At 62.7% G+C, this 24,047-nt stretch carries 25 protein-coding genes and 1 other RNA gene; 17 read left to right on the forward strand and 9 right to left on the reverse strand.

The window, feature by feature from the left end:
* Positions 1 to 52 precede the first annotated feature (52 nt).
* Together AC1D10_RS04490 and AC1D10_RS04495 are read right to left on the reverse strand one after the other, a co-directional pair.
* Positions 53 to 853, reverse strand: a complete 801-nt coding sequence (locus tag AC1D10_RS04490) for an SDR family oxidoreductase (RefSeq protein ID WP_477269086.1) — start codon at positions 851 to 853, stop codon at positions 53 to 55.
* On the reverse strand, positions 850 to 1,179 hold the full coding sequence (locus tag AC1D10_RS04495; RefSeq protein WP_477269087.1) for a nuclear transport factor 2 family protein: 330 nt from the start codon (positions 1,177 to 1,179) through the stop codon (positions 850 to 852). The genes AC1D10_RS04490 and AC1D10_RS04495 overlap by 4 nt, the downstream gene beginning before the upstream one ends.
* Positions 1,180 to 1,314: 135 nt before the next feature.
* On the opposite strand from AC1D10_RS04495, the gene AC1D10_RS04500 reads away from it, so the two are divergent.
* Complete coding sequence (locus AC1D10_RS04500) at positions 1,315 to 1,638, forward strand: winged helix-turn-helix transcriptional regulator (RefSeq protein ID WP_208647184.1); 324 nt, start codon at positions 1,315 to 1,317, stop codon at positions 1,636 to 1,638.
* 227 nt (positions 1,639 to 1,865) lie between these two features.
* The gene (locus AC1D10_RS04505; RefSeq protein WP_477269088.1) at positions 1,866 to 2,183 is read left to right on the forward strand and encodes a hypothetical protein; all 318 of its coding nucleotides are present in this window, start codon (positions 1,866 to 1,868) and stop codon (positions 2,181 to 2,183) included.
* Between the two features lie 8 nt (positions 2,184 to 2,191).
* Here the strand turns inward: AC1D10_RS04505 and AC1D10_RS04510 are convergent, their stop codons facing one another.
* A complete protein-coding gene (locus AC1D10_RS04510; RefSeq protein WP_477269089.1) occupies positions 2,192 to 2,842 on the reverse strand; it encodes a GntR family transcriptional regulator in 651 nt (216 codons plus the stop codon).
* Positions 2,843 to 2,953: 111 nt separating this feature from the next.
* On the opposite strand from AC1D10_RS04510, the gene AC1D10_RS04515 reads away from it, so the two are divergent.
* Genes AC1D10_RS04515 through AC1D10_RS04525 form a run of 3 tightly spaced genes read left to right on the forward strand, consistent with a single transcriptional unit; the run spans position 2,954 to position 6,241 of the window.
* Positions 2,954 to 3,847: a dihydrodipicolinate synthase family protein gene (locus AC1D10_RS04515; RefSeq protein WP_477269090.1), complete on the forward strand. Its 894-nt coding sequence runs from the start codon at positions 2,954 to 2,956 to the stop codon at positions 3,845 to 3,847.
* A 44-nt stretch (positions 3,848 to 3,891) separates the two neighbouring features.
* On the forward strand, positions 3,892 to 5,223 hold the full coding sequence (locus AC1D10_RS04520) for an NAD(P)/FAD-dependent oxidoreductase (RefSeq protein ID WP_477269091.1): 1,332 nt from the start codon (positions 3,892 to 3,894) through the stop codon (positions 5,221 to 5,223).
* Positions 5,224 to 5,239: 16 nt separating this feature from the next.
* Positions 5,240 to 6,241: a 4-hydroxyproline epimerase gene (locus AC1D10_RS04525; RefSeq protein WP_477269092.1), complete on the forward strand. Its 1,002-nt coding sequence runs from the start codon at positions 5,240 to 5,242 to the stop codon at positions 6,239 to 6,241.
* A gap of 3 nt (positions 6,242 to 6,244) precedes the next feature.
* On the opposite strand, the gene AC1D10_RS04530 is transcribed toward AC1D10_RS04525, so the two are convergent.
* Entirely contained in the window at positions 6,245 to 7,138 is an 894-nt protein-coding gene (locus AC1D10_RS04530) for a LysR substrate-binding domain-containing protein (RefSeq protein ID WP_477269093.1), read from the reverse strand.
* 145 nt (positions 7,139 to 7,283) lie between these two features.
* On the opposite strand from AC1D10_RS04530, the gene AC1D10_RS04535 reads away from it, so the two are divergent.
* The 11 genes from AC1D10_RS04535 to AC1D10_RS04585 all read left to right on the forward strand — a co-directional run bounded on the left by AC1D10_RS04535 (position 7,284) and on the right by AC1D10_RS04585 (position 19,703).
* A complete protein-coding gene (locus AC1D10_RS04535) occupies positions 7,284 to 7,670 on the forward strand; it encodes an ectoine synthase (RefSeq protein ID WP_379099829.1) in 387 nt (128 codons plus the stop codon).
* Positions 7,671 to 8,119: 449 nt separating this feature from the next.
* Positions 8,120 to 9,022 carry a branched-chain amino acid ABC transporter permease gene (locus AC1D10_RS04540; protein ID WP_379099826.1) on the forward strand — a complete coding sequence of 301 codons (903 nt, stop codon included), beginning with the start codon at positions 8,120 to 8,122 and terminating at the stop codon, positions 9,020 to 9,022.
* Positions 9,023 to 9,026: 4 nt separating this feature from the next.
* The gene (livM, locus tag AC1D10_RS04545) at positions 9,027 to 10,622 is read left to right on the forward strand and encodes a high-affinity branched-chain amino acid ABC transporter permease LivM (RefSeq protein WP_477269094.1); all 1,596 of its coding nucleotides are present in this window, start codon (positions 9,027 to 9,029) and stop codon (positions 10,620 to 10,622) included.
* Positions 10,622 to 12,229: an ATP-binding cassette domain-containing protein gene (locus tag AC1D10_RS04550; protein ID WP_477269095.1), complete on the forward strand. Its 1,608-nt coding sequence runs from the start codon at positions 10,622 to 10,624 to the stop codon at positions 12,227 to 12,229. Before livM ends, AC1D10_RS04550 begins: the two co-directional genes overlap by 1 nt.
* Positions 12,229 to 12,957 (forward strand): ABC transporter ATP-binding protein, encoded by a 729-nt coding sequence (locus tag AC1D10_RS04555; protein WP_477269096.1) that lies wholly within the window; start codon positions 12,229 to 12,231, stop codon positions 12,955 to 12,957. The genes AC1D10_RS04550 and AC1D10_RS04555 overlap by 1 nt, the downstream gene beginning before the upstream one ends.
* Positions 12,958 to 12,974: 17 nt before the next feature.
* Positions 12,975 to 13,322 carry a DUF6867 family protein gene (locus AC1D10_RS04560; RefSeq protein WP_379099815.1) on the forward strand — a complete coding sequence of 116 codons (348 nt, stop codon included), beginning with the start codon at positions 12,975 to 12,977 and terminating at the stop codon, positions 13,320 to 13,322.
* 137 nt (positions 13,323 to 13,459) lie between these two features.
* Entirely contained in the window at positions 13,460 to 14,578 is a 1,119-nt protein-coding gene (locus AC1D10_RS04565; RefSeq protein ID WP_477269098.1) for a branched-chain amino acid ABC transporter substrate-binding protein, read from the forward strand.
* Between the two features lie 298 nt (positions 14,579 to 14,876).
* Entirely contained in the window at positions 14,877 to 18,335 is a 3,459-nt protein-coding gene (gene pyc / locus AC1D10_RS04570) for a pyruvate carboxylase (RefSeq protein WP_477269100.1), read from the forward strand.
* Between the two features lie 297 nt (positions 18,336 to 18,632).
* Positions 18,633 to 18,893, forward strand: a complete 261-nt coding sequence (locus AC1D10_RS04575; protein WP_352695314.1) for a DUF2312 domain-containing protein — start codon at positions 18,633 to 18,635, stop codon at positions 18,891 to 18,893.
* A gap of 50 nt (positions 18,894 to 18,943) precedes the next feature.
* A complete protein-coding gene (locus AC1D10_RS04580; protein WP_477269103.1) occupies positions 18,944 to 19,384 on the forward strand; it encodes a hypothetical protein in 441 nt (146 codons plus the stop codon).
* Positions 19,385 to 19,391: 7 nt separating this feature from the next.
* Positions 19,392 to 19,703, forward strand: a complete 312-nt coding sequence (locus AC1D10_RS04585; RefSeq protein ID WP_477269105.1) for a hypothetical protein — start codon at positions 19,392 to 19,394, stop codon at positions 19,701 to 19,703.
* Between the two features lie 101 nt (positions 19,704 to 19,804).
* Here the strand turns inward: AC1D10_RS04585 and msrB are convergent, their stop codons facing one another.
* The 5 genes from msrB to AC1D10_RS04610 all read right to left on the reverse strand — a co-directional run bounded on the left by msrB (position 19,805) and on the right by AC1D10_RS04610 (position 23,692).
* On the reverse strand, positions 19,805 to 20,209 hold the full coding sequence (gene msrB, locus AC1D10_RS04590; RefSeq protein WP_477269107.1) for a peptide-methionine (R)-S-oxide reductase MsrB: 405 nt from the start codon (positions 20,207 to 20,209) through the stop codon (positions 19,805 to 19,807).
* Positions 20,210 to 20,309: 100 nt separating this feature from the next.
* On the reverse strand, positions 20,310 to 21,107 hold the full coding sequence (locus AC1D10_RS04595) for an MBL fold metallo-hydrolase (protein WP_477269109.1): 798 nt from the start codon (positions 21,105 to 21,107) through the stop codon (positions 20,310 to 20,312).
* Between the two features lie 22 nt (positions 21,108 to 21,129).
* A complete protein-coding gene (locus tag AC1D10_RS04600; protein ID WP_477269111.1) occupies positions 21,130 to 22,320 on the reverse strand; it encodes a vWA domain-containing protein in 1,191 nt (396 codons plus the stop codon).
* 7 nt (positions 22,321 to 22,327) lie between these two features.
* Complete coding sequence (locus AC1D10_RS04605; RefSeq protein ID WP_477269113.1) at positions 22,328 to 22,774, reverse strand: N-acetyltransferase family protein; 447 nt, start codon at positions 22,772 to 22,774, stop codon at positions 22,328 to 22,330.
* A gap of 78 nt (positions 22,775 to 22,852) precedes the next feature.
* On the reverse strand, positions 22,853 to 23,692 hold the full coding sequence (locus AC1D10_RS04610) for an AAA family ATPase (protein ID WP_477269115.1): 840 nt from the start codon (positions 23,690 to 23,692) through the stop codon (positions 22,853 to 22,855).
* Positions 23,693 to 23,841: 149 nt separating this feature from the next.
* Here AC1D10_RS04610 and ssrS point away from each other — a divergent pair.
* A non-coding RNA gene (gene ssrS / locus AC1D10_RS04615) (6S RNA) lies at positions 23,842 to 23,997 on the forward strand.
* The last annotated feature ends 50 nt before the right edge of the window (positions 23,998 to 24,047 follow it).

Raw genomic sequence — 24,047 nt, forward strand, 5'->3', positions numbered from 1 at the left:
CAGCTATTTCACGGGAGAGGGCGCGGCTTGGCCGCGCCCTCTTTGCATTGGATCACACGGTCGGAATGGTACCGCCGTCGATGACGCATTCGGCGCCATGGATGGCGGAAGCGCGGTCCGAAACAAGGAATGCCACCAACTCGGCAACTTCGTGCGGCCAAGCCGGCCGGCCGATCGGGATGCCGCCAAGCGCATCCATGACGCTCTGGTGTGCGGTTTCTTCATCCGAACCGGAATGGGCGGCCAGCCTCTTCACCATCGCCTCAGATGCGGTGGTGTGGATCCAGCCGGGCGCCACGGTGTTGACTCGAATGCCTTTGGGGCCGAGTTCCTTGGACAACGCCTTGCTGTAGGTTGCAAGGGCTGCCTTCGCCGCCGCATAGGCAATGGTGGACTCGTGCAGGGGCAACCGGCGCTGGATCGATGATATGTGGACGATCGCGCCGGCACCCTGTTCTACCATATGCGGGACAAGCAGGCGGTCGAGCCGCACCGCCGCGAGCAGGTTGAGGCTCAGCTCGTCTTGCCAGGCCTGATCGGTCAGTCCGGCAAATCCTCCACCGGGGCTTTTCGACCCGCCGACGTTGTGAACAAGGATATCGACGCCACCGAGACTGTCCATGGTGGATGCCGCCACTTTTTCTGCGCCGGCCAGGGTGCTGATGTCAGCTTGCACGAACAGCTTCGGCGATGATGGTCCGGTCGCCGAGCGGGCGGTTGTGACAACCATCGCGCCCGCCGCCGTAAGCCGGCGCACAATGGCTTCGCCGGCACCCTTGGTGCCGCCGGTGACCAGAACGCGCTTGCCGCCAAATTCCTGATTGTCGACCGGGAATTTCCCAGGGATGGTCATGCACCGATCTCCAGCCGCGTGATCCGGTCGTCGGCCAGCGTGAAGTTGTAATGGAGCGTCGCCGGGCTGCCCGGGAAATTGCCTGAGACGAGGCCGGCGACCCGCCATGCATCGCCATTGGCGGTCGCGTCGGCGACCTCAACCGTAACCCGATATTTGCTTGTCGTTGCTTCCATCCATCCGCGGATGGCGGCCGAACCCCGACGGGTTTCGCCTTCGTCCTTGACCGTGGCATCCGACGCGAAGGGAATGAGCATGGCGTCGACGTCGTGTCTGTTCTTGGCGGCAAAATAGTCGGTCAGCGGCTGCGGAAGTTTTACGGTCATGGCTCGTCTCCGGTTCCAGTTCCTGCCGCCGACTTAAAGTCCACGGCTTGTCGGGTTCCTAAAATGAGATATGCTGAAAAAATGACAAGAACCGACGAAAAAGTAAGGTACTTACCTGAAAGTAAGGCTGAAGCATTGACGCCATTGTCGGCGGCGAGCGGCGTCGAGAATGTGCTGCGTATCCTCGAAGGCCGCTGGAAGCTGGTGATCCTGTTTCACCTGTTCGGTGGTAAGGTGTTGCGCTTCTCCGACCTCGAACGGGCGATCCCGGCGATCTCGCAGAAGATGCTGATCCAGCAGCTGAGGCAGATGGAGGGCGACGGGATCGTGCGCCGCATCGTGCATCATCAAGTGCCGCCGAAAGTCGAATACTGTCTGACCGATTGGGGCCAGGCGCTATGCCCGGCTCTCGACGCCCTGCTGAAATGGGCGGCGCTTCGCGAACCCGTGGAAGGCTGAGGGGATCGTCGCCCCGCTGCCCGCCGCAGGGCCGAAATGGCGCTTGTTTTCGGATCGGGACCTCACCATATCGACTCCAGGGAATGTGACAGAATTCCCAGACGACAGACCGGAAACCAGAAGGAGTGACGTGATGAAGACGTCGGACCCGGCCTGGAACGCGCCGGCATATTGAGGCTGCCCATGTGCCTCCCTTTGCCGGAACGTCAAGGCGAAGGAGGTGCCAAATGGCACACAAATTTTCGTTTCGATGGATCAGGATAGCGGCGATCGGCGCCGCGCTGGCGCTGTCGACGCTATCCGCACAGGCGCAATTCGTCTGCGGCGGCCACGGCGATCTTGTCGCGGGACTGGCGCAGGCCTTCCAACAAAGGCAGATCGGCTACGGGGTGGTCGGACAAGCCGCCATCGTCGAGATCTACGTTTCGGCAAGTGGGACATGGACCATGCTGGTAACCGACGTGCAGGGCCAAAGCTGCATCATCGCGACCGGTGAGGGCTGGGAGAATACCCTCGCGGTGACCGCGACGGCGCAAGGGATCTGACCGCCCGATCAGCGGGTCGCGGCCACCTCGGCGTGGCCGCGCAGCAGCGCCATCAGCCGTTTGGCATCCTTGGCAGCGGCCTCCTCGTCGCCGTCGAGGATCGAGCGGATCAGCGCGACGTGGTGCTCGGCCGATTCGGCAAGCCCGGTGTCGGCCTTGTAGCGGAACCAGAAGCGGCGGCTGTGGGCCTGCAAGGGGGCTGCCAGGCGGGCAGCAAACGGGTTGTCGGCGGCCAGCGCCAGCGCTTCGTCGAGCGCCTTGTCGGCCTGGATGAAAGCAAGCACGTTGCCTGCGATCACCGCCTTTTGCATGGCAAGGGCTGCTTCGTGAAACATGTCGGCGGCTTCGCGGGTGACGAAGCGGGCGGCCGAGCGTGCCAGCACCACCTCGACGCCGCGGCGCGCGTCAAGCACGCGCAGCCAGTCGCCAGGATGCAGCGGAGCGATCGCAATGCCGGCGCGCGGCCGCACGTCGAGCAGCCCTTCCCAGGCCAGCCGCTGGATCGCTTCACGCACCGGTGTGCGGCCGAGCGCCAGCCTATCGATCAGGGCGCCCTCGGTGACGAAACTCGCCGGCGCCAGTTCGAGCGTGACGATCATGTGCTCGAGCACGCGGTAGGCTTTGGCCGCCGCGGGCTCGAATGCGGTAGTTGCTTCCATGGATATCAAAGGCGATCTCCTGATATATTCAGGATATATCATAGGAGAATCCTCATTGACAGGCGGTTTCTTAACAGATATACCGCTGATATATCAGATGGAGCGATGACCATGTGGACCGGAGTTTTCCCCGCCGTTACGACCAAATTCACTGTTGACGACCGCCTCGACCATGCCGAGATGGAACGCTGCTTTGGCCTGCAGATGGAGGCCGGCTGCGACGGCATCATCGTCTGCGGATCGCTCGGCGAAGGGCCGATGCTGTCACCGGATGAGAAGATCGAGGTGCTGAAGACCGCCCAGAAAGTCGCCGGCAAGAAGCCGGTGCTGCTGACGGTCAATGAGGCCGGCACCCGCGAAGCCGCCAGCATTGCCCGCCGCGCCGCCAAGGAAGGCGCCGATGGTCTGATGGTGGTGCCGAGCCCGATCTATCACACCAATGCGGAAGAGACGGTCGCGGCGCTGCGCGCCGTGGCCGAGGCCGGCGACCTGCCGGTCATGATCTACTCCAACCGGCTTGCCTACCGCGTCGACGTCACCGTCGACCAGATGGAGGAGCTGGCGTCGGACAAGCGCTTTGTCGCCATCAAGGAATCCTCCGACGACATCCGCCGCTCGACCGAGATCATCAATCGCCTGGGCAGCCGCTACGACCTGTTCACTGGCGTCGACAATCTCGCCTTCGAGGCGCTGTCGGTCGGCGCCATCGGCTGGGTCGCCGGATTGGTCACGGCGTTTCCGCGCGAGACCGTCGCCATCTACCAGCTGATGAAACAGGGCCGCCGCGAAGAGGCGCTCGCCATCTACCGCTGGTTCCGGCCGCTGCTCGATCTCGACGTTTCGACTTATCTGGTGCAGAACATCAAGCTTGCCGAGGTGTTCGCCATTCAAACCAACGATCGCGTGCGCATGCCGCGCCAGCCGCTGTCGGGCGAGCGCCGCAAGGCAGTCGAGAAGATCGTCAAGGATGCACTGGCGGTACGGCCGAAGCTGCCGCAGTTCTGAGGCTTTCTTCTCCCCGGTTCGCGGGAGAAGATGGTGGCAGCCAGATGAGGGACAGCGCCCACGTGCAGGGATATTCCAAGTCGACAGAAGCGGGCCTCCGTCCCGCCCCTCGAACACCTTCTCCCCGTGAACGAGGAGAAGGCGAAGACATCGCCATCATCGGTGGCGGCATCATCGGCATCTGCGCCGCCGCCCGTCTTGCCGAGGCGGGGCGCAACGTCACGGTCTTCGATCGCACCGGCATCTGCGAGGAAACGAGCTCCGGCAACGCCGCCGCCTTTGCCTTTTCAGAAGTGCTGCCGATGGCCCACAAGGGCATGATCCGGCAGTTGCCGAAATGGCTGGCCGACCCGCTCGGCCCGCTCAGCATTCCACCCGCCTATCTGCCCAAGCTTTTGCCCTGGCTGGTCCGCTTCTGGCGCGCCGGGTGGAGCGATCGCTACGAGGCCAGTCTCACCGCGCAGGCCGGCATGATGAAGCTCGCCGAAGCCGAATGGATGGCGCTGCTCGATCGTTCCGGCACGCGAGGGATGCTGCGCGAGGACGGCTCGCTCGAACTCTACGAGAGCGAGGCCGAGTTCCGCGCCTCGCTGCCCGGCTGGGCGGCGCGTGAGCGTTTCGGCATCGGTTTCCGCCATGTCGAGGGCGAAGACCTTGCGGATTTGCAGCCCGGGCTTTCGCCACTTTTCGTCAAGGGCACCTTCGTGCCGGGATGGAAGACGGTCGCAGATCCAAAACTGCTCGGCAAGGCGGTGTGGGCCTATGCGCAGACCAAGGGCGCGCGCTTTGAAATGGCTCGGATCGAGCGCGTCGCGGCGGACCAGGATGGCGCGACACTCACGCTGGCCGATGGCACGACAAGGCAGGCCAGACATCTCGTCATTGCCGCCGGCGCGTGGTCGCATCTCCTGGCGAGGCAGCTCGGCGATCGCATTCCGCTGGAGACCGAGCGCGGCTACAACACGACGCTGCCGAAGGCTGCCTTCGACGTGAAGCGGCAGCTGATCTTTTCCGGTCATGGCTTCGTCATCACGCCACTTGAAACAGGCCTGCGCGTCGGCGGCGCCGTCGAACTCGGTGGCATCGAGCGGCCGCCCAATTATGCGCGATCGAAGGCGCTGCTGCAGAAGGCACAGAAATTCCTGCCGGGGCTCGATCCGACCGGTGGGCGCGAATGGATGGGGTTCCGACCCTCGTTGCCGGATTCAGTGCCAGTCATTGGCCGCGCGCCCGGAGGCCGGTCGGTGGTCTATGCCTTCGGCCATGGCCATCTCGGCCTGACCCAGGCGGCGGCCACCGGGCGATTGATCCGCGACCTTGTCCTGGGGCAGGTTCCGCCGATCGATCTGGCCCCCTTCAGTCCAAAACGGTTTTGATTTTTCGAGGAGCGTCATGGCCAAGAAATCCTTCTTCTGCATAGACGGCCACACCTGCGGCAATCCGGTGCGGCTGGTCGCCGGCGGCGGCCCGCTGCTGCAGGGGTCGACGATGATGGAACGGCGCGCGCACTTCCTTGCCGAATATGACTGGATCCGCACGGGGCTGATGTTCGAGCCGCGCGGCCATGACGTGATGTCGGGTTCGATCCTCTATCCGCCGACGCGCGAGGATTGCGACATCGCCATCCTGTTCATCGAAACCTCGGGCTGCCTGCCGATGTGCGGCCACGGCACCATCGGCACGGTGACGATGGCGATCGAGCACGGGCTGATCAAGCCGAAGACGCCGGGCGTGCTCAGGCTCGACACGCCGGCCGGCCTGGTCATCGCCGAATACAAGCAGGTTGGCGACTATGTCGAGGAGGTGCGCATCACCAATGTGCCGTCCTTCCTCCATGCCCAGGGCTTGACCGTCGAATGTCCGCAACTCGGCGAGATCACCGTCGACGTCGCCTATGGCGGCAATTTCTACGCCATCGTCGAGCCACAGAAGAACTATCGCGACATGGCCGATTATTCGGCCGGCGACTTCATCGCCTGGAGCCCGGTGGTGCGGCAAAGGCTCAACGAAAAATATTCCTTCGTGCATCCGGAGAACCCGGGCATCAACCGGCTGTCGCACATGCTGTGGACAGGTGCGCCGACGGTGGATGGCGCGGACGCGCGCAATGCCGTCTTCTACGGCGACAAGGCGATCGACCGCTCACCGTGCGGCACCGGTACCTCGGCGCGCATGGCGCAGCTTCATGCCAAAGGCAAGCTCAAGGCCGGCGACAGCTTCGTCCATGAATCGATCATCGGTTCGCTGTTCAAGGGCAAGGTCGAAAAGGACGTCACCGTCGCCGGAAAGCCGGCGATCATTCCCTCGATCGGCGGCTGGGCGCGGATGACCGGCTTGAACACCATCTTCATCGACGACCGCGATCCGTTCGCACATGGTTTTGTCGTCAAGTGATATCTACCGATCATCTGCCGCGGCATCGACCGAGACCTCCTGGCGAAACCAGTCGGCGAAGGTAAGGGCTGCGGGCGCGGCATCCACCGACATCGTCAGGAAGTAGCCCTTGTCGCGGTTGGTTGCGACCTGCGACAAAACAATCAGATCGCCGCGATTCAATTCGTCCCGAAAAACGTCGACGGGACAAAGGGCCACGCCGTGGCCGGCGATGACCGCCGTTGCCAGAATGTTGAAGTCGGCGAAGACGGGTCCGTTGCCGACATCGACATTGGGCAGTCCGGCCTCGGAGAACCACTCGCGCCAACCCTGGCGGTTCTCGTCATGCAGCAGGTCCGCCCCTGCCATACCCGCAGGTGTTCGCAGATGGTCCTTGCCAGCGAAGTAATAGGGGCTGCATACCGGCCGGTTCAGGCGTGAAAACAGCTTGAGACTGGTGACGCCGGGCGTCGGATCCGCCCCAAGCGTGATCAGCACATCGTTCTCGCCATCGCCGAGCCTTTCCTCGGCCCGGGCATAAGCCACCCGCATGCCGATATCGGGATGGGCGGCGGTGAAGTCCGGCAAGCGGGGCACGAGCCAACGGCTGGCAATGGAAGGTATGCAGCCCACGGATACGGTCGCCACCGCTGCATTGCGCCGAATGCGCCGGCATGTGGCGCCGAGTTCGGCAAGTGCCCCGCTCGCCGAGGCCTGGAGGATAACCCCGGCGTCCGTCAGCCGCACCTTGCGCGCATCCCGGTGGAAAAGCGGCACGCCCAACCACTCCTCCAGTCGCCTTATCTGGTGACTGATGGCCGGATGAGTGACGTGCAGCTCCTCGCCGGCAGCGGAGAAACTGAGATGACGTGCAGCAGCCTCGAAAGCCCGGACGGCGTTCAGCGGGACATATTCCATATGTAAAATTTACTAACATATCGGGTGAGAAGCAATCATTTGAAGACGTGCCTATCTTGCGGCATTTCTGCAGTCGGATTTCGGGTCTTTTTCCGGTCCATCACCGGAGACGCCGGACATTTGACGATACGCAGGGAAAGCGATCATGTTCACCAGACAATTGGCTGATGTAGAAAAATCTGACTTCTTCGTGGATTGGGGCAATGGCACCAGCCACCGCCTGCTGACACAAAAGGACGGCATGGGGTTCACCGTCTGTCATACCGTTGTGCGTGCAGGCAGCGAGTCACGCCTCCACTATCGGCGACATTTCGAGGCCTGCTACTGCATCGCCGGCACCGGTGAGGTCGAAGACATGTCCGGTGAGGTGCATCGTATCGAGCCGGGCACGATCTATGTGCTCGATGAACATGACGACCACTATCTGCGTGCCGATGCTGCCGGCGACATGATCCTGGTCAGCGTATTCAATCCTCCCCTTGATGGCACCGAGCGGCATGTCCTGAGCGAGAATGGCGGGTCTGCCTACTGAGTGCCCAGGGGGAACTACCGCACCCTCGATCGGCGGCTGGGCACGGGTGACCGGATTGAACGCCATCTTTCTCAACGGCCGCGATCCGTTCGCGCATGTTCTTGTGGTCGGGTAATGGGAAACCTCACCCCGCGGAAAGCGACGGGGCGAAAAACGGATGATGTCAGCAACGCAACGATTCCTCTTATCACCTAATTTTGACGGTGATTTCTTCGAAACGGGGCGCATGATGCGGTCGAATCGTCAAAGACATTGCGTTATGCCAATGATAGGGTCCGCGATAGTCCAGGGGCCGGATGGGAGAAAACGGGCAATCCGACGGCGTGTCGGCAAAACGCGCATGACGATTGAAAAATGACGTTGCAATCCGGGCTCGAAACTTTACGACTAGGGGAAATACGAAAAGGAATGCGTCTGCATGGGCGACATTCCAGGGGAGCCACGTACACATGCAGTACTTTGTCCAGCAGCTTATCAACGGGCTGACGCTGGGATCGATCTATGGGCTGATCGCGATCGGCTACACGATGGTCTACGGCATTATCGGCATGATCAACTTCGCCCATGGCGACATCTTCATGGTGGGCGCCTTCACGGCGCTGATCGTTTTCCTCGTCCTCGGCGCGCTGTTCTATTCGGTGCCCGTCGTCGTCGCGCTGCTGGTCATGATGATCGTGGCGATGCTGCTCACCAGCCTCTACAACTGGACGATCGAGAAGGTGGCCTACCGGCCGCTGCGCGGTTCGTTCCGGTTGGCGCCGCTGATCACCGCGATCGGCATGTCGATCGCGCTGTCGAACTTCGTCCAGGTGACCCAGGGGCCGCGCAACAAGCCGATCCCGCCGATGGTCAGCCAGGTCTACAACATCAACGGCATCAGCGTGTCGCTGAAGCAGATCATCATCGTCGCCGTCACGGCAGCGCTCCTGGCGCTGTTCTGGTATCTGGTCAACAGGACATCGCTGGGTCGGGCGCAAAGAGCGTGCGAGCAGGATCGCAAGATGGCGGCACTGCTCGGCATCGACGTTGATCGCACGATCTCGATCACCTTCATCATGGGCGCGGCGCTCGCCGCCGTCGCCGGCACTCTGTTCCTGATGTATTACGGCGTCATCGCCTTCTCCGACGGCTTCACGCCGGGTGTGAAAGCGTTCACCGCCGCGGTGCTCGGCGGCATCGGCTCACTGCCGGGCGCGGTCCTCGGCGGGCTGATGATCGGCTTCATCGAAAGCATGTGGTCGGCGTATTTCTCGATCGACTACAAGGACGTCGCGGCGTTCTCGATCCTGGCGATCGTGCTGATCTTCCTGCCTTCCGGCATTCTGGGCCGGCCAGAAGTCGAAAAGGTCTGAGATCATGGCCGTCACCGTATCTCCGGAGCGCGACGTCGTCGCCACCCCTGTGCAGCGCGCGTTGCGCGAGGCGTTCTACGCAGGCGCCATCTCGCTTGGCCTGTTCGTGCTGTTCATTGGCCTGAAGACCGGCCAGAACATCTCCAATGAACTGGTCGTGACCACACGCTGGGGCCTGCTCGCCGCCGTGGTGATCGCCACAGCCGTCGGCCGCTTCCTCTATGTCGCCTATGGCCAGCCGTTCATAGCCAACCAGAAGATCGCCGACGTCGCCACCGGCCTGTTGCCAGGCAGCGTGGCATCACGCTTCTTCCAGTTGCCGGCGTTCATCGGGGCCGTTGTCGCGGCGGTGCTGCTGTTCGTGTTCAACAGCTCTCTCGCCGGATGGGTGGGAGCAGAACCGGCCGGCTATCTGCAATTCCTGCGCGCCCTGGCGGTCATCTACGTACTGGCTTGCGTGATCTACTATTTCAGGGCCTTCATCCATGCCAACTTCACCAAACTCGGCATTGCCGCGCTGGTGCTGTACCCGATCCTCGTAGTCGCGGTGCTGTCGCTGAGCGCCTGGTCGATTGCCGGCGGGCTGCAGGGCTCGCTGAAATGGGTCGATAATTTCGGCATCCAGATCCTGATCTACGTGATGCTGGCCTGGGGCCTGAATATCGTTGTCGGCCTCGCCGGCCTGCTCGACCTCGGCTACGTCGCCTTTTATGCACTTGGCGCCTATGCGTATGCGCTGCTCGGCACCCAGTACGGCCTGTCGTTCTGGATCCTGCTGCCGGCAGCCGGCGCCATGGCCGCCTTCTGGGGCGTGCTGCTCGGTTTCCCGGTGCTGCGCCTGCGCGGCGACTATCTGGCGATCGTCACGCTGGCTTTCGGCGAGATCATCCGCCTGGTGCTGATCAACTGGCGCGAGGTCACCAACGGCTCGGCCGGCATTTCCGGCATTCCCAAGGTGAGCTTCTTCGGCCTGATGTCGTTCAACGTGTCAGACCCGAACTATATCGCCAAGGTGCTGCACATCGCTCAATCAGGCGCCTACTACAAGATTTTCCTCTATTATCTGATCCTGGGCCTGTGCCTGCTCACCGCCTTCGTCACCATCAGGCTGCGCCGCCTGCCGGTCGGCCGCGCCTGGGAAGCGCTGCGCGAGGACGAGATCGCCTGCCGGTCGCTGGGCATCAACACGACGACGACCAAGCTCACGGCTTTTGCAACAGGCGCCATGTTCGGCGGCTTCGCCGGCTCTTTCTTCGCCGCGCGGCAAGGCTTCGTCAGCCCGGAATCCTTCGTCTTCCTGGAATCGGCGATCATCCTGGCCATCGTTGTGCTCGGCGGCATGGGCTCGCTGGTCGGCATAGCGGTTGCCGCACTGGTGATGATCGGCGGCACCGAGGCGCTGCGCGAACTCGACTTCCTCAAGCAGATCTTCGGGCCGGACTTCACCCCCGAACTCTACCGCATGCTTCTGTTCGGCATGGCCATGGTCATCGTCATGCTGTGGAAGCCGCGCGGCTTCGTCGGCAGTCGCGAACCGACCGCCTTCCTCAAGGAGCGAAGGGCTGTCTCCAGTTCCTTCACCAAGGAGGGCCACGGCTGATGAATGCGAGCACACCCATGAACGCGGCCATCCTGCAGGTCGATCACCTGTCGATGAAGTTCGGCGGCCTGGTCGCCATCGGCGACCTGTCCTTCACCGCCAAGCGCGGCGAGATCACCGCGCTGATCGGACCCAACGGTGCCGGCAAGACCACCGTGTTCAACTGCATCACCGGCTTCTACAAGCCGTCGGAAGGCATGATCACGCTCAACCGGAACGACGGCTCCAGCTATTTGCTCGAACGTCTGCCCAATCACGAGATCCCGGCGCGCGCCAAGGTGGCGCGCACCTTCCAGAACATCCGCCTGTTCTCGGGCATGACGTTGCTGGAGAACCTTCTGGTTGCCCAGCACAACAAGCTGATGAAGGCCTCGGGCTATACGGTGCTTGGCCTGTTCGGCTTCCCGAGCTATCGCAAGGCCTCGGCCGAATCGATCGACCTCGCCAGGCACTGGCTGGAGAAGGCCAATCTTGTCGATCGTGCCGACGATCCGGCCGGTGACCTGCCCTATGGCGCACAGCGCCGCCTCGAGATCGCCCGCGCCATGTGCACGGGTCCGGAGCTTCTGTGCCTGGACGAGCCGGCGGCCGGTCTCAATCCAAAGGAATCGGCGTCGCTCAACGAACTGCTCATCGACATCAAGAACACCACGGGCACCTCGATCCTGCTGATCGAGCATGACATGTCGGTGGTCATGCAGATTTCAGACCATGTCGTGGTGCTGGAATATGGCCGCAAGATCTCGGACGGCAGTCCGCAATCGGTGCGTACCGATCCGCGCGTCATCGCCGCCTATCTCGGCGTCGACGACGAGGAAGTCGAGGCGGTCCTCACCGAAGTCGGCGACGAAGACGTCATCGAACAGCTCGATACCGGGCCTGATGGCGCGCACGGTCCGGGGACATCGTCATCGTATCTCGCCGGGCCGGTGACCGACACGGTCGGGCACATTTCGGGCGAGCGGGTAACGGTGGCGAAGGGCGCGTCAAAGGCCGACCAGGTCGACGCAAGATCGATTGCCGCGGCAAGCAAGGCGGCCTCGCTGGCTGCCGTACCGGCCGCGAAGCCCGCTCCAGCGGCGAAGGCAAAGCCTGCTCCGAAAGCGGCGTCCAAGGTGGCAACCGGAACGGCGGTGAAGTCGACCGCTGCGTCCGCACCGACCAAACCGGCAGCCAAGACTCCGGCAGCCGCCAAAGCGCCAGCGGCCAAGGTTGGGGAAATCTCCAACAGGCTGGCGGCGCCCCGCGGCGGCAAGGCCGACAATCTGACCCGCATCAAGGGCATCGGCACGGTCAACGAGAAGAAGCTCAACGAGCACGGCATCTTCCATTTCGACCAGATCGGCGCCTGGAAGAAATCAGATGTCGAGGCCGCTGAAGCCTATCTTGCCTTCGATGGGCGCATCGCTCGTGAGGAATGGGTCAAGCAGGCCAAGCTGCTCGGCAAGGGCAAGGACACGGAATTCTCGCGTCGCGTCGATGCGGGCAAGGTGGCGACCAGCCATGCGTCCGGAAAGACTGCAAATGCAGCTTCCGGAAAGACCACGGCTTCCGGAAAGACTGCCGCCGCCAAGCCTGTGGCGGGCAAGCGCGGAGGGGGCAAGTGATGGCCGGGACAACGCTGCTCGATATCAAGGGCGTGCAGACTTATTACGGCAACATCCGGGCGCTGAACGGCGTCGATGTCACCGTCAACGAGGGTGAGATCGTGGCCCTGATCGGCGCCAACGGCGCCGGCAAGTCGACGCTGATGATGACCATCTTCGGCGCGCCTCGCGCCCGCGCCGGCACCATCACCTTCGCCGGCACCGACATTACCCAGATGCCGACGCATGAAATCGCTCGCATGCGCATCGCCCAATCGCCCGAAGGCCGGCGCATCTTCCCGCGCATGACGGTGATGGAAAACCTGCAAATGGGCGCCAGCCTCGACAACCTCAAGCACTATGACGAGGACGTCGAGAAGGTGTTCACGCTGTTCCCGCGGCTCAAGGAGCGTATCGGCCAGCGCGGCGGCACGCTGTCGGGTGGCGAGCAGCAGATGTTGTCGATCGGACGTGCGCTGATGGCGCGGCCGAAGCTGCTTTTGCTCGACGAACCGTCGCTGGGTCTGGCGCCGCTGATCGTCAAGCAGATCTTCGACGCCATCCGCGAGCTGAACCGCACCCAGGGGCTGACCGTGTTCCTGGTCGAGCAGAACGCCTTCGGCGCGCTCAAGCTCGCCACGCGCGGCTACGTCATGGTCAACGGCAACGTGACGATGAGCGGCACCGGCAAGGAGCTGCTCGCCAATCCGGAAGTGCGCGCCGCCTATCTCGAAGGCGGACACCACTGAGCTCAGGAGACTTCACCATGCAGGGTATTCTCTACGAGGAGCCGTCGATCTGGCAGTTCTTCTTCGTCACCTGTCTGCTCGGCGGTTGGGCGGCCTGGATGACGGGCAAGGCCAGCGCCCAGACATGGCGCAGCTTCATCCAGCTGTTCGCCTATATGCTGGGCCTCGGCATCGGCATCCGCTTCATCCATCACGCGCTGTTTGGCGGCACGATGTTCTCGCTGCACTACTACGTCGTCGACACCATCGTGCTGATGATCCTCGGCTTCGTCGGCTATCAATACACGCGCACCAACCAGATGGTGACGCAGTATAATTGGCTCTATGAAAGAGCTTCAATCTTGAGCTGGAAACCGAAAGGTTGACGCTCACCATTAACGCCGCTTCGGGGATGAATCGGCGTGACAAGTGCCTGAAAATCGGCAAACTATGCTTTCTGCGATAAGGGTGGGCATCGCATGAAAGCTTCATCCACGCCCACTCCGTAAATGGGAGCGTTTAAATGAAAAAGTCACTTTTGTCCGCCGTCGCCCTGACCGCGCTGGTCGCGTTCGGCGGCAACGCGTGGGCTGATGTACTGATCGGCGTTGCCGGTCCGATCACTGGTCCGAACGCAGCCTTCGGCGCACAGCTTCAGAAGGGTGCGGAAGCGGCTGTCGCCGACATCAATGCCAAGGGCGGCATCAACGGCGAGCAGATCAAGCTCGAGGTTGGTGACGACGTCTCCGATCCGAAGCAGGGCATCTCGGTCGCCAACAAGTTCGTCGGCGACGGCGTCAAGTTCGTGGTCGGCCACTTCAACTCGGGCGTGTCGATCCCGGCATCGGAAGTCTATGCGGAAAACGGCATCGTCGAGATCACCCCGGCGGCCACTAACCCGCAGTTCACCGAGCGTGGCCTGTGGAACGTGTTCCGCACCTGCGGACGCGACGACCAGCAGGGTAGCATTGCCGGCGCTTATCTCGCCGCGAACTTCAAGGACGCCAAGATCGCCGTCGTGCACGACAAGACCACCTACGGCCAGGGCCTTGCCGACGAAACCAAGAAGGCAATGAACGCCAAGGGCCTGACGGAAGTCATGTATGAAGGCATCAACGTCGGCGACAAGGACTTCTCGGCTCTGATCGCCAAGATGAAGGAAGCCGGCGTCTCCATCATCTATTGGGGCGGCCTTCACACCGAAGCCGGCCTGATCATCCGCCAGGCGGCTGACCAGGGCCTCAAGGCGACACTGGTCTCCGGTGACGGCATCGTGTCGAACGAACTGGCTTCGATCGCAGGCGACGCGGTCGCGGGCACGCTCAACACGTTCGGCCCGGATCCGCGCCTGATCCCCGCGAACAAGGAACTCGTCGAGAAGTTCCGTGCGCAGGGCTTCGAGCCGGAAGCCTACACGCTCTACGCTTACGCTGCCGTGCAGGCGCTTACGGAAGCAGCGACGGCCGCCAAGTCGAACGACCCGCAGGCAGTTGCCAAGGCACTGCATGAAAACGGCCCGTTCAAGACCGTGCTCGGCGACCTGTCCTATGACGCCAAGGGCGATCCGACGCTGCCCGGCTACGTCATGTACGAGTGGAAGAAGGGCGACGACGGCAAGTACACCTACATCCAGAAGATGTAAGCCTGTCGGCCTCTAGACTTACGGATGCCCGGCGCCTCGCGCCGGGCATTTTTCTTTTGGGCGCTCCCCTTTCCGATGAGTCCGGAAAGCCGCTACAGCCTGGCCTTTGGCCGGAAAAGGAACGTGCCTTGAACGGCAGCTTCGGCGCTTTCTTGCGCGTTCGACCGAATGCGACCAGGTTTGGCGCAAAGATTCCATTTCAATCGGTTTAATCCAGCGTCAATTTTGTTTGCGCTGCAGCATTTTCGCGCTAATCATGGCGTCTGTTTCCCTCCCCGACACTGTCCGGAGTTCGTCCTTGGCCATCACGAAGATCCTCGTTGCCAACCGATCCGAAATCGCCATTCGCGTTTTTCGCGCGGCCAACGAACTCGGTCTCAAAACCGTGGCGATCTGGGCCGAGGAGGACAAGTATTCGTTGCACCGCTTCAAGGCCGACGAGAGCTACCAGGTCGGGCGCGGGCCGCACCTGACCCGCGACATGGGTCCGATCGAAAGCTACCTGTCGATCGAGGAAGTGATCCGCGTCGCCAGGCTTTCCGGCGCCGATGCCATCCATCCCGGTTACGGGCTTTTGTCGGAAAGCCCCGAATTCGCCGAAGCCTGCGCCGTCGCCGGCATTACCTTCATCGGGCCGAAGCCGGACACGATGCGCCGGCTCGGCAACAAGGTTGCCGCGCGCAATCTGGCGATCGAGGTCGGCGTGCCGGTGATCCCGGCCACCGATCCGCTGCCGGACGACATGGGCGCGGTCAAGAAGCTGGCCAAGGAGATCGGCTATCCGGTGATGCTGAAGGCATCGTGGGGTGGCGGCGGGCGCGGCATGCGCGCCATCCGCTCCGAGGCCGATCTTGCCCGCGAGGTCATGGAAGGCAAGCGCGAGGCGAAAGCCGCCTTCGGCAAGGACGAGGTCTATCTCGAAAAGCTGATCGAGCGCGCCCGCCACGTCGAGGTGCAGGTACTGGGCGACACGCATGGCAATGCGGTGCACCTGTTCGAGCGCGACTGCTCGATCCAGCGCCGCAACCAGAAGGTCGTCGAGCGTGCGCCCGCGCCATATCTCCAAATGTCACAGCGCGAGGAGCTTTGCGGCTACGCGCTGAAGATCGCGCGCGAGACCAGCTATATCGGTGCTGGCACGGTCGAGTTCCTGCAGGATGCCGATACGGCCAAGTTCTATTTCATCGAGGTCAATCCGCGCATCCAGGTCGAGCACACCGTCACCGAGCAGGTGACCGGCATCGACATAGTCAAGGCACAGATCCACATCCTCGACGGCTTTGCCATCGGCACGCCGGAATCGGGCGTGCCGGCGCAGCAAGACATCCGGCTGAACGGCCATGCACTGCAGTGCCGCATCACCACCGAAGATCCCGAGCACAATTTCATCCCGGACTACGGCCGCATCACCGCTTATCGCGGAGCCACCGGCTTCGGCATCCGCCTCGACGGCGGCACCGCCTATTCCGGCGCGGTCATCACCCGCTTCTACGATCCGCTGCTTGAGAAGGTGACGGCATGGGCACCGACGCCGGCCGAGACCATTGCCCGCATGAACCGGGCATTGCGCGAGTTCCGTATCCGCGGCGTCGCCACCAATTTGACCTTCCTCGAAGCGATCATCAATCACCCAAGCTTTGCCGACAATTCCTATACCACCAAGTTCATCGACACGACGCCGGAACTGTTCCAGCAGGTGAAGCGGCAGGACCGCGCCACCAAACTCATCAACTATCTTGCCGACGTGTCGGTCAACGGCCATCCCGAGACGCGGGGGCGGCCGGAGCCGAAGGCCGACGCGGCCGCCCCCGTCGTGCCCTACCTCAACGGCAACGTGCCGGGCGGCAGCAAGCAGAAGCTGGACGTGCTCGGACCGGAGAAATTCGCCGCCTGGATGCGCGAGCAGAAGGAAGTTCTGGTCACCGATACGACGATGCGCGACGGCCATCAGTCGCTGCTGGCGACACGTGTGCGCACGCATGACATTGCCGGCATCGCCGGCACCTATGCGCGCGCCCTGCCGCAGCTTCTGTCGCTCGAATGCTGGGGTGGCGCCACTTTCGACGTTGCCATGCGCTTCCTCACCGAGGATCCATGGGAGCGGCTGTCGCTGGTGCGCGAGGCAGCGCCCAATCTGTTGCTGCAGATGCTGCTGCGCGGTGCCAACGGCGTCGGCTATACCAACTATCCCGACAATGTCGTGCAGCATTTCGTCAAGCAGGCGGCAAGCGGCGGCGTCGACCTGTTCCGCGTGTTCGACTGCCTGAACTGGGTCGAGAACATGCGCGTCGCCATGGACGCGGTCGGCACCGAGGGCAAGCTGATCGAAGCGGCGATGTGCTACACCGGCGACATACTCGACCCGGCGCGAGCCAAATACGATCTCAAATATTATGTCGGCCTCGCCGGCGAATTGCAGGCGGCCGGCGCCCACATCATCGCGGTCAAGGACATGGCGGGCCTGTTGAAGCCTTCCGCCGCACGCGTTCTGTTCAAGGCGCTGCGCGAGGCGACCGATCTGCCGATCCATTTTCACACCCACGACACGTCAGGCCTGTCGGCGGCGACGGTGCTGGCGGCGGTGGAGAGCGGTGTCGATGCCATCGACGCGGCGATGGATGCCTTTTCCGGCAACACATCGCAGCCTTGCCTGGGCTCGATCGTCGAGGCGCTGAAAGGCACCGAGCGCGACCCGGGCCTCGACCCGCAATGGATCCGCAAGATCTCCTTCTACTGGGAAGCGGTGCGCAACCAGTACGCCGCCTTCGAAAGCGACCTCAAGGGACCGGCCTCGGAAGTCTATCTGCACGAAATGCCGGGCGGACAGTTCACCAATCTCAAGGAACAGGCGCGCTCACTTGGGCTCGAGACACGCTGGCACGAGGTGGCGCAGACCTATCACGACGTCAATCTCATGTTCGGCGACATCGTCAAGGTAACGCCGTCGTCCAAGGTCGTTGGCGACATGGCATTGATGATGGTCAGCCAGGACCTGACGGTCGCCGATGTCGAAAATCCGGCCAGGGATATCGCCTTTCCGGACTCGGTCGTCTCGATGCTGCGCGGCGATCTCGGCCAGTCGCCCGGCGGTTGGCCGGCGGCGCTGCAGAAGAAGGCGCTGAAGGGCGACAAGCCGATCACGGTGCGGCCTGGTTCGCTGCTCAAGCCGGCCGATCTCACGGCCAGCCGCAAGGAAATCGAGGAGAAGCTCGAGCGCAAGCTCTCGGAGTTCGAATTCGCCTCGTGGCTGATGTATCCGAAGGTGTTTTCCGACTTCGCCGGCGCGCAGGAGACCTACGGACCGGTCAGCGTCCTGCCGACGCCGACCTATTTCTACGGCATGAAGCCGGAGGGCGAAATCTTCGTCGACATCGAGAAGGGCAAGACGCTGGTGGTGCGCTGCCTGGCGATCGGCGATGTCGACGAGAAGGGCATGGTCACCGTGTTCTTCGAACTCAACGGCCAGCCGCGCCGCGTCAAGGTGCCCGACAGGGCGCATGGTGCGTCCGCCGCCAAGGCCCGCCGCAAGGCCGAGCCGGGCAACGAGGCGCATGTCGGCGCGCCGATGCCGGGCGTCGTCTCGGCGCTTTCGGTTGCCGCCGGCCAGGCTGTGAAGGCCGGCGACGTGCTGCTTTCCATCGAGGCGATGAAGATGGAGACGGCGCTGCATGCCGAGCGCGACGGCACGGTCGCCGAGGTGCTGGTCAAGGCCGGCGATCAGATCGACGCCAAGGATCTGCTGATCGCCTTCAATTGAGACCTTTTGAGAATTCTACTCCGGCGGTCACCTGACGCGGGTTTCTGCGCTTCCGGTGCTCATGGACCGGAATGTCTGCTGCGCGCCGGCTCTCGAAACCATGCCATCCGGCTTACCGGAGCGAATTCTGAAAAGGTCTCGGATCCGGATTGAGGCCGGATTGTCACGTCCTGTCCAACGTCTCGACAGGCCGCATCGATAACCGCTTGACCCGCCGCCGCCGGTCGGGCATCGAACCGGCTCAAATTTGCCGCCGTAGTCCCCCGAGTCGCGGCGCAGGAACGATGTGGAGAAAACATGGCCGACGATATCACCGAGACCAGCCAGACTGTTGCCGCCGGCCAGCTGCGTGCCTTCATCGAGCGCATAGAGCGGCTCGAGGAGGAGAAGAAGACCATTGCCGACGACATCAAGGAAGTGTTCGCCGAAGCCAAGGGCACCGGCTTCGACACCAAGGCGATGCGCACGATCATCCGGCTGCGCAAGAAGGATCAGGCTGAGCGGCAGGAGGAGGAAACCATCCTCGACCTGTACAAGGCCGCGCTCGGCATGGTGTAAGACTAACCGGCCCGGCGCCCAACGCGGTTGCCGGAGATACGGTTCGAACCATGAGCGAATTCGACTTCGGCGCCCGCCGCGCCTCTGAATTCCGCCAGCGCGGCTTCTGGGCGCTGTTCGCCGAACGGCATCCGGAAGAAAGGACTCTGATGGCGAGGCGCGGACCCTGGTTCTGGCAGCGCGGAATGCCCGATTTCGCCTTGGTCCTTTCCATGTATGTCGCGCCGGCGCAGAACCATGTCGGCGTCTTCTTCGGCCGCAACGAGAAGTTTGGCGCCACGGAAGCCTGGTCGCGGTTGAAGCCGTTCCAGCCGGCGATCGAAGACAGGCTGAAGCTTAAGCCCGAACAGAGTTGCGAGGGCCTTGGCATCAATTCGATGTGGCGGGTGAACTGCTATGCCGAAGACAACTGGCCGGCCATGGCCGACTGGCTGGTGACGGAGGCCTCGCGCATCGAACGCGCGGTGACCGAAGTCCTGGGACAGGGATAGTTCGCAGGTGTTGCCAGAAGGCATCCGATCCTTCTTCCGCTCACGCTGGCAAGGCCAGATGCCACTCGATCGGCTGTTCTGGCGCGACCTCGTCCTTGTCGGCACCGCGATCAACGTCGCATTTTCGGTGGTCGCGATCATCCTGCTCGCACTGAAGCTGCCGCTCGCGCTGGCTCTGGCGGCGCATTTCGCGCCGGTGCCCTACAACATCTTTCTGACGTTTGCGGTATGGCGAACCACGGAAAAGGACAAGGGCGCCAAGGCCTCATTGATGACGCTTGGCGCCACATTGTGGCTGATCCTGGTGGTCGTGATCTGACAGCGCGGACATGGCGCCTGTCGCATTCGCCGGGCTCCTGCTGCGCATGAAAAAGGGCAGCCGCAGCCACCCTTTCCGTCTACCCAGCGATCGTGTTGGGCTCAAATTGCCGGCTCGAATTTCAGCGCCACGCCGTTGATGCAATAGCGCAGGCCGGTCGGCGGCGGGCCGTCCTCGAAGACATGACCGAGATGACTGCCGCAGCGGGCGCAATGACATTCGGTGCGGACCATGCCGTAGCTGCGATCGACGGTGTTCTCAACCGATCCGGGCACCGGGTCGTTGAAGCTCGGCCAGCCGGTGCCGCTCTCGAACTTCAGCTTGGATTCGAACAGAGGCTGGTCGCAGCCGACGCAGGAAAACGTGCCGGCACGCTTCTCATAGAGCAGGGCGCAGCTGCCCGGCCGCTCAGTGCCGTGGCCGCGCATGACGGCGTATTGCTCCGGCGTCAGCCGGGCGCGCCATTCGGCGTCGGTGCGGGTGATGGGGTAGGTGTGGGTGTCCATTTGATCTCCTCAGCCTTGCCGGCTCGTTGTTGATTGCAACGTCATATTCGCAGCAAATAGGCATTTGTTACAGAGTTTGCCCGCATTTTCGGTCGTGCCTTCATGCGATGGCCCTGAGATAGCGGGCGACCGATGTGTCGAATGCCGCCTTTGCATCGCCAATGACATTCTGGTTCCACCATGCGCCGTGGATATGGTCGAACCGGAACGGCTCCAGTGCCGTCGCAATGCGGCGTACGGCGGCCGCGTTGAGCGGAATCTGGTTCGGGTAGCTGTACATGAAGCTGACATGGCGACGCGTCGGCGTCACCTGCACAGTATCGCCAGTCAGGATGGCGTTGCCGCCATCGCGTTTCCAGTGCAGCACCTGGCTGCCGGCAAAATGGCCACCGCAGCGGATGAGCGTCAGTGACGGGTTCAGGGAGAGCGTCTCGCCCTCCCAACTGATGATCGCCTTGTGCGGTCGTAGGATCCATTGTCGGTCGTCGGCATGGAGATAGATCGGCACGCCGCCAAACGCCTCGCTCCATTCGACCATCGCCGAGTAGAAGTGGCAGTGCGAGATGGCGATCGCTGTCAGGCCGCCGCGACGGTTGATTTCGGCCACTGCCTCGTCGTTGACCATCGAGATGCAGTCCCACAGCACATTGCCGTGCGGCGTCTGCGCCAGCAGTGCGCGCTGGCCGATGGCGAAGCGCGGTTCGATGCCGAAAGCGAGAACACCGGCGTCGTCCCTGACCATGACCCGGTGTCCGTGAGCGAGCTCCTGCGACGTGATCCAGGCCTGGCCTTCCCAGCGCACAAATTGCCGCTCGTCCTCGCAGATCGGGCAGTGGTCCGGTGGTTCCTGGGTTGCCGCGAACTGGACGCCGCATTGCAGGCAGAGAAAGCAGGTCATCGGGTTTCCCGTCGGTGGCTATTCAATGCTTCCTTGAAAGCTGCTTCGTCGCGCCTTCGAGCCCGGCGAGCGTCAGCGGGAACATGCGGCCGCCAAAGATGTCGCGGATCATGGCAATCGAATGGGTATAACCCCAGTTCTTCTGGTCCTCGGGGTTCAGCCATACCGCGTTGGGCCACTGCTGCAGCAGGCGGCCGAGCCAGACGCTGCCTGCTTCCGGATTCCAGTGTTCGACGGAGCCACCGGGGTGGGCAATCTCGTAGGGGCTCATCGAGGCGTCGCCGACGACGATCACCTTGTAGTCCGGCCCATATTTGTGGAGCAGGTCGAAGGTCGGGATCGTCTCGGCGTGACGGCGGCGATTGTCCTTCCACACGCCCTCGTAGAGGCAGTTGTGGAAATAAAAATATTCGAGCTGGCGGAATTCCGCGCGGGCGGCCGAGAACAATTCCTCGACACCTTTGATGTGATCGTCCATCGAGCCGCCGACATCGAAGAACATCAAGAGCTTCACGGCATTGCGGCGTTCCGGCCGCGTTTGCACGTCGAGATAGCCATGCTCGGCGGTGGCGTGGATGGTGCCGGGCAGGTCGAATTCCTCCTCGGCGCCTTCGCGCACCCAGCGGCGCAGGCGCTTGAGCGCGATCTTGATGTTGCGCGTGCCGAGTTCGACGGCGTCGTCGAAATTCCTGAACTCGCGCTTATCCCAGACTTTTACGGCGCGGCGGTTTCGGCTTTCGTGCTGGCCGATGCGCACGCCTTCGGGATTGTAGCCATAGGCGCCGAAGGGCGAGGTGCCACCGGTGCCTATCCATTTCGAGCCGCCCTGGTGTCGGCCTTTCTGCTCCTCGAGCCGCTGTTTCAAGGTCTCCATCAGCTTTTCAAAACCGCCGAGTGCCTCGACCAGTTTTTTCTCCTCGTCGGTCAGGTGCTTCTCGGCGAGCCGGCGCAGCCATTCTTCCGGGAGGTTCGCGACGTCCACGGCATCCGGCCCGCCCAGCGCCTCAACACCCTTGAAGACATGGGCAAACACCTGGTCGAAGCGGTCGATGTGGCGTTCGTCCTTCACCAGTGCGGTGCGGGCGAGATAGTAGAAACCCTCGACGTCGTAGTCGACCAGCCCGGCTTCCAGCCCCTCCAGCAGCGACAGATATTCCCGCAGCGAAACGGGAACACGCGCTGCCTTCAGTTCGAGGAAGAATGGGATGAACATTGTCTATCTACAGCAGATCATACTCGATGAAGCCGGTCCGGCGCGCCACATGGTCGTAGAGCTTGCGTGCCGTGGCATTGGTCTCGTGCGTCATCCAGTAGACGTTCTTGACGCCGATCCCTGCCGCTTCGTGTTTCACCGCCTCGATCAGCGCCGCACCGATGCCTTTGCCGCGCACCTCTGGGTCGGCGAACAGGTCCTGCAGGTAGCAGTTGTTCTGCTCCGCCCAGCAGGAGCGGTGATAGAGGTAGTGGGTGAGGCCGACAGCCTTGCCGTCGAGGGTGGCAATGAAGCCCTTCGGATCGAACTCACCCGCCGTGAACAGCCGCTTCCAGGTGACGGCGTAGACCTCCTCCGGCAGCCTGGTCTCATAGAAGGCGAGATAAGCGGTCCACAGCCGCTGCCAGTCGGCATGGTCGGACTGCGCCAGCGGGCGGACGGTGATCTCGGTCATTTTGTCTCCTCCGAAGGGTTCTGGCCGAAGCTGCCTGCCTGTTCGGCTGGCGGCAACAGTCCACAGCCGGGGAAAGCGCTAACCCTGCCTTCTCGCCATGAAGGCCAGCCGCTCGAACAGATGCACGTCCTGTTCGTTCTTCAAAAGGGCACCATGCAGCTTGGGCAGGGCGTTCTTCGGGTCGGCGCGCAGGTCTTCCGGGGCGATGTCGTCGGCGACCAGAAGCCTTATCCAGTCGAGCGCCTCTGAGGTTGACGGTTTCTTTTTCAGCCCCGGCACCTCGCGGATCTCGTAGAACTGGGTCAGCGCCGCCTGCACCAGATTCTGCTTGATGCCGGGATAGTGCACGTCGACAATTCTGTGCAGCGTCTCGACGTCGGGGAAACGGATGTAGTGGAAGAAGCAGCGGCGCAGAAAGGCGTCCGGCAGTTCCTTCTCGTTGTTGGAGGTGATGATGACGATCGGCCTGACCGCGGCGCGGATGGTCTCGCCGGTCTCGTAGACGAAGAACTCCATCCGATCGAGTTCCTGCAGCAGATCGTTGGGGAACTCGATGTCGGCCTTGTCGATCTCATCAATCAGAAGCACGACCTTCCTGCCGGCCGCGAAAGCCTCCCACAATTTGCCGCGCTTGATGTAGTTCCTGATGTCGTTGAAACGTGCGTCGCCAAGCTGGCTGTCGCGCAGCCGCGAGACGGCGTCGTATTCGTAAAGGCCCTGCTGCGCCCTTGTCGTCGACTTGACGTGCCATTCGATGAGGTCGAGGCCGAGTGCGGCGGCCACCTGCCTGGCGAGCTCGGTCTTGCCGGTGCCGGGCTCGCCCTTGACCAGTAAGGGCCGCTCGAGCGCGATAGCCGCGTTGACCGCCACCATCAGATCCTTGTCGGCGACATAGGCCGCCGTGCCTTCGAAACGCATTTTTGCTCCCTGGTTGGTCATGACGACCGTAAGGACGCCGCCCTGCCTGTGCAAGGGTGGCTTGTTGGCGGCGGCGAGGCCGTGAACCCGACACGGAAAGAATGCCCGTCTCACTGGCGCTTGGTCGACCAGCAGCCTATATTGAGTGAGACGGTCTGTGCTTCCCGGCAGGAGAACATTTTCCCCGGGGCCTTAACGATCCTTAGGGAGCTGTCCCTGGGAAGACCCGTGGGTTTTCTCATACGGCGCCCACCTACTTTGTAGGTTCCCGGGATCGCTCTCTCCACCGGTTGTGTGGATCGTCGCTCAAGGCCAAGCATCCACTGACATTTCGGTGGATCATGCGGTAGAAAAC

It is taken from the genome of Mesorhizobium sp. P2_A8, assembly GCF_056404935.1.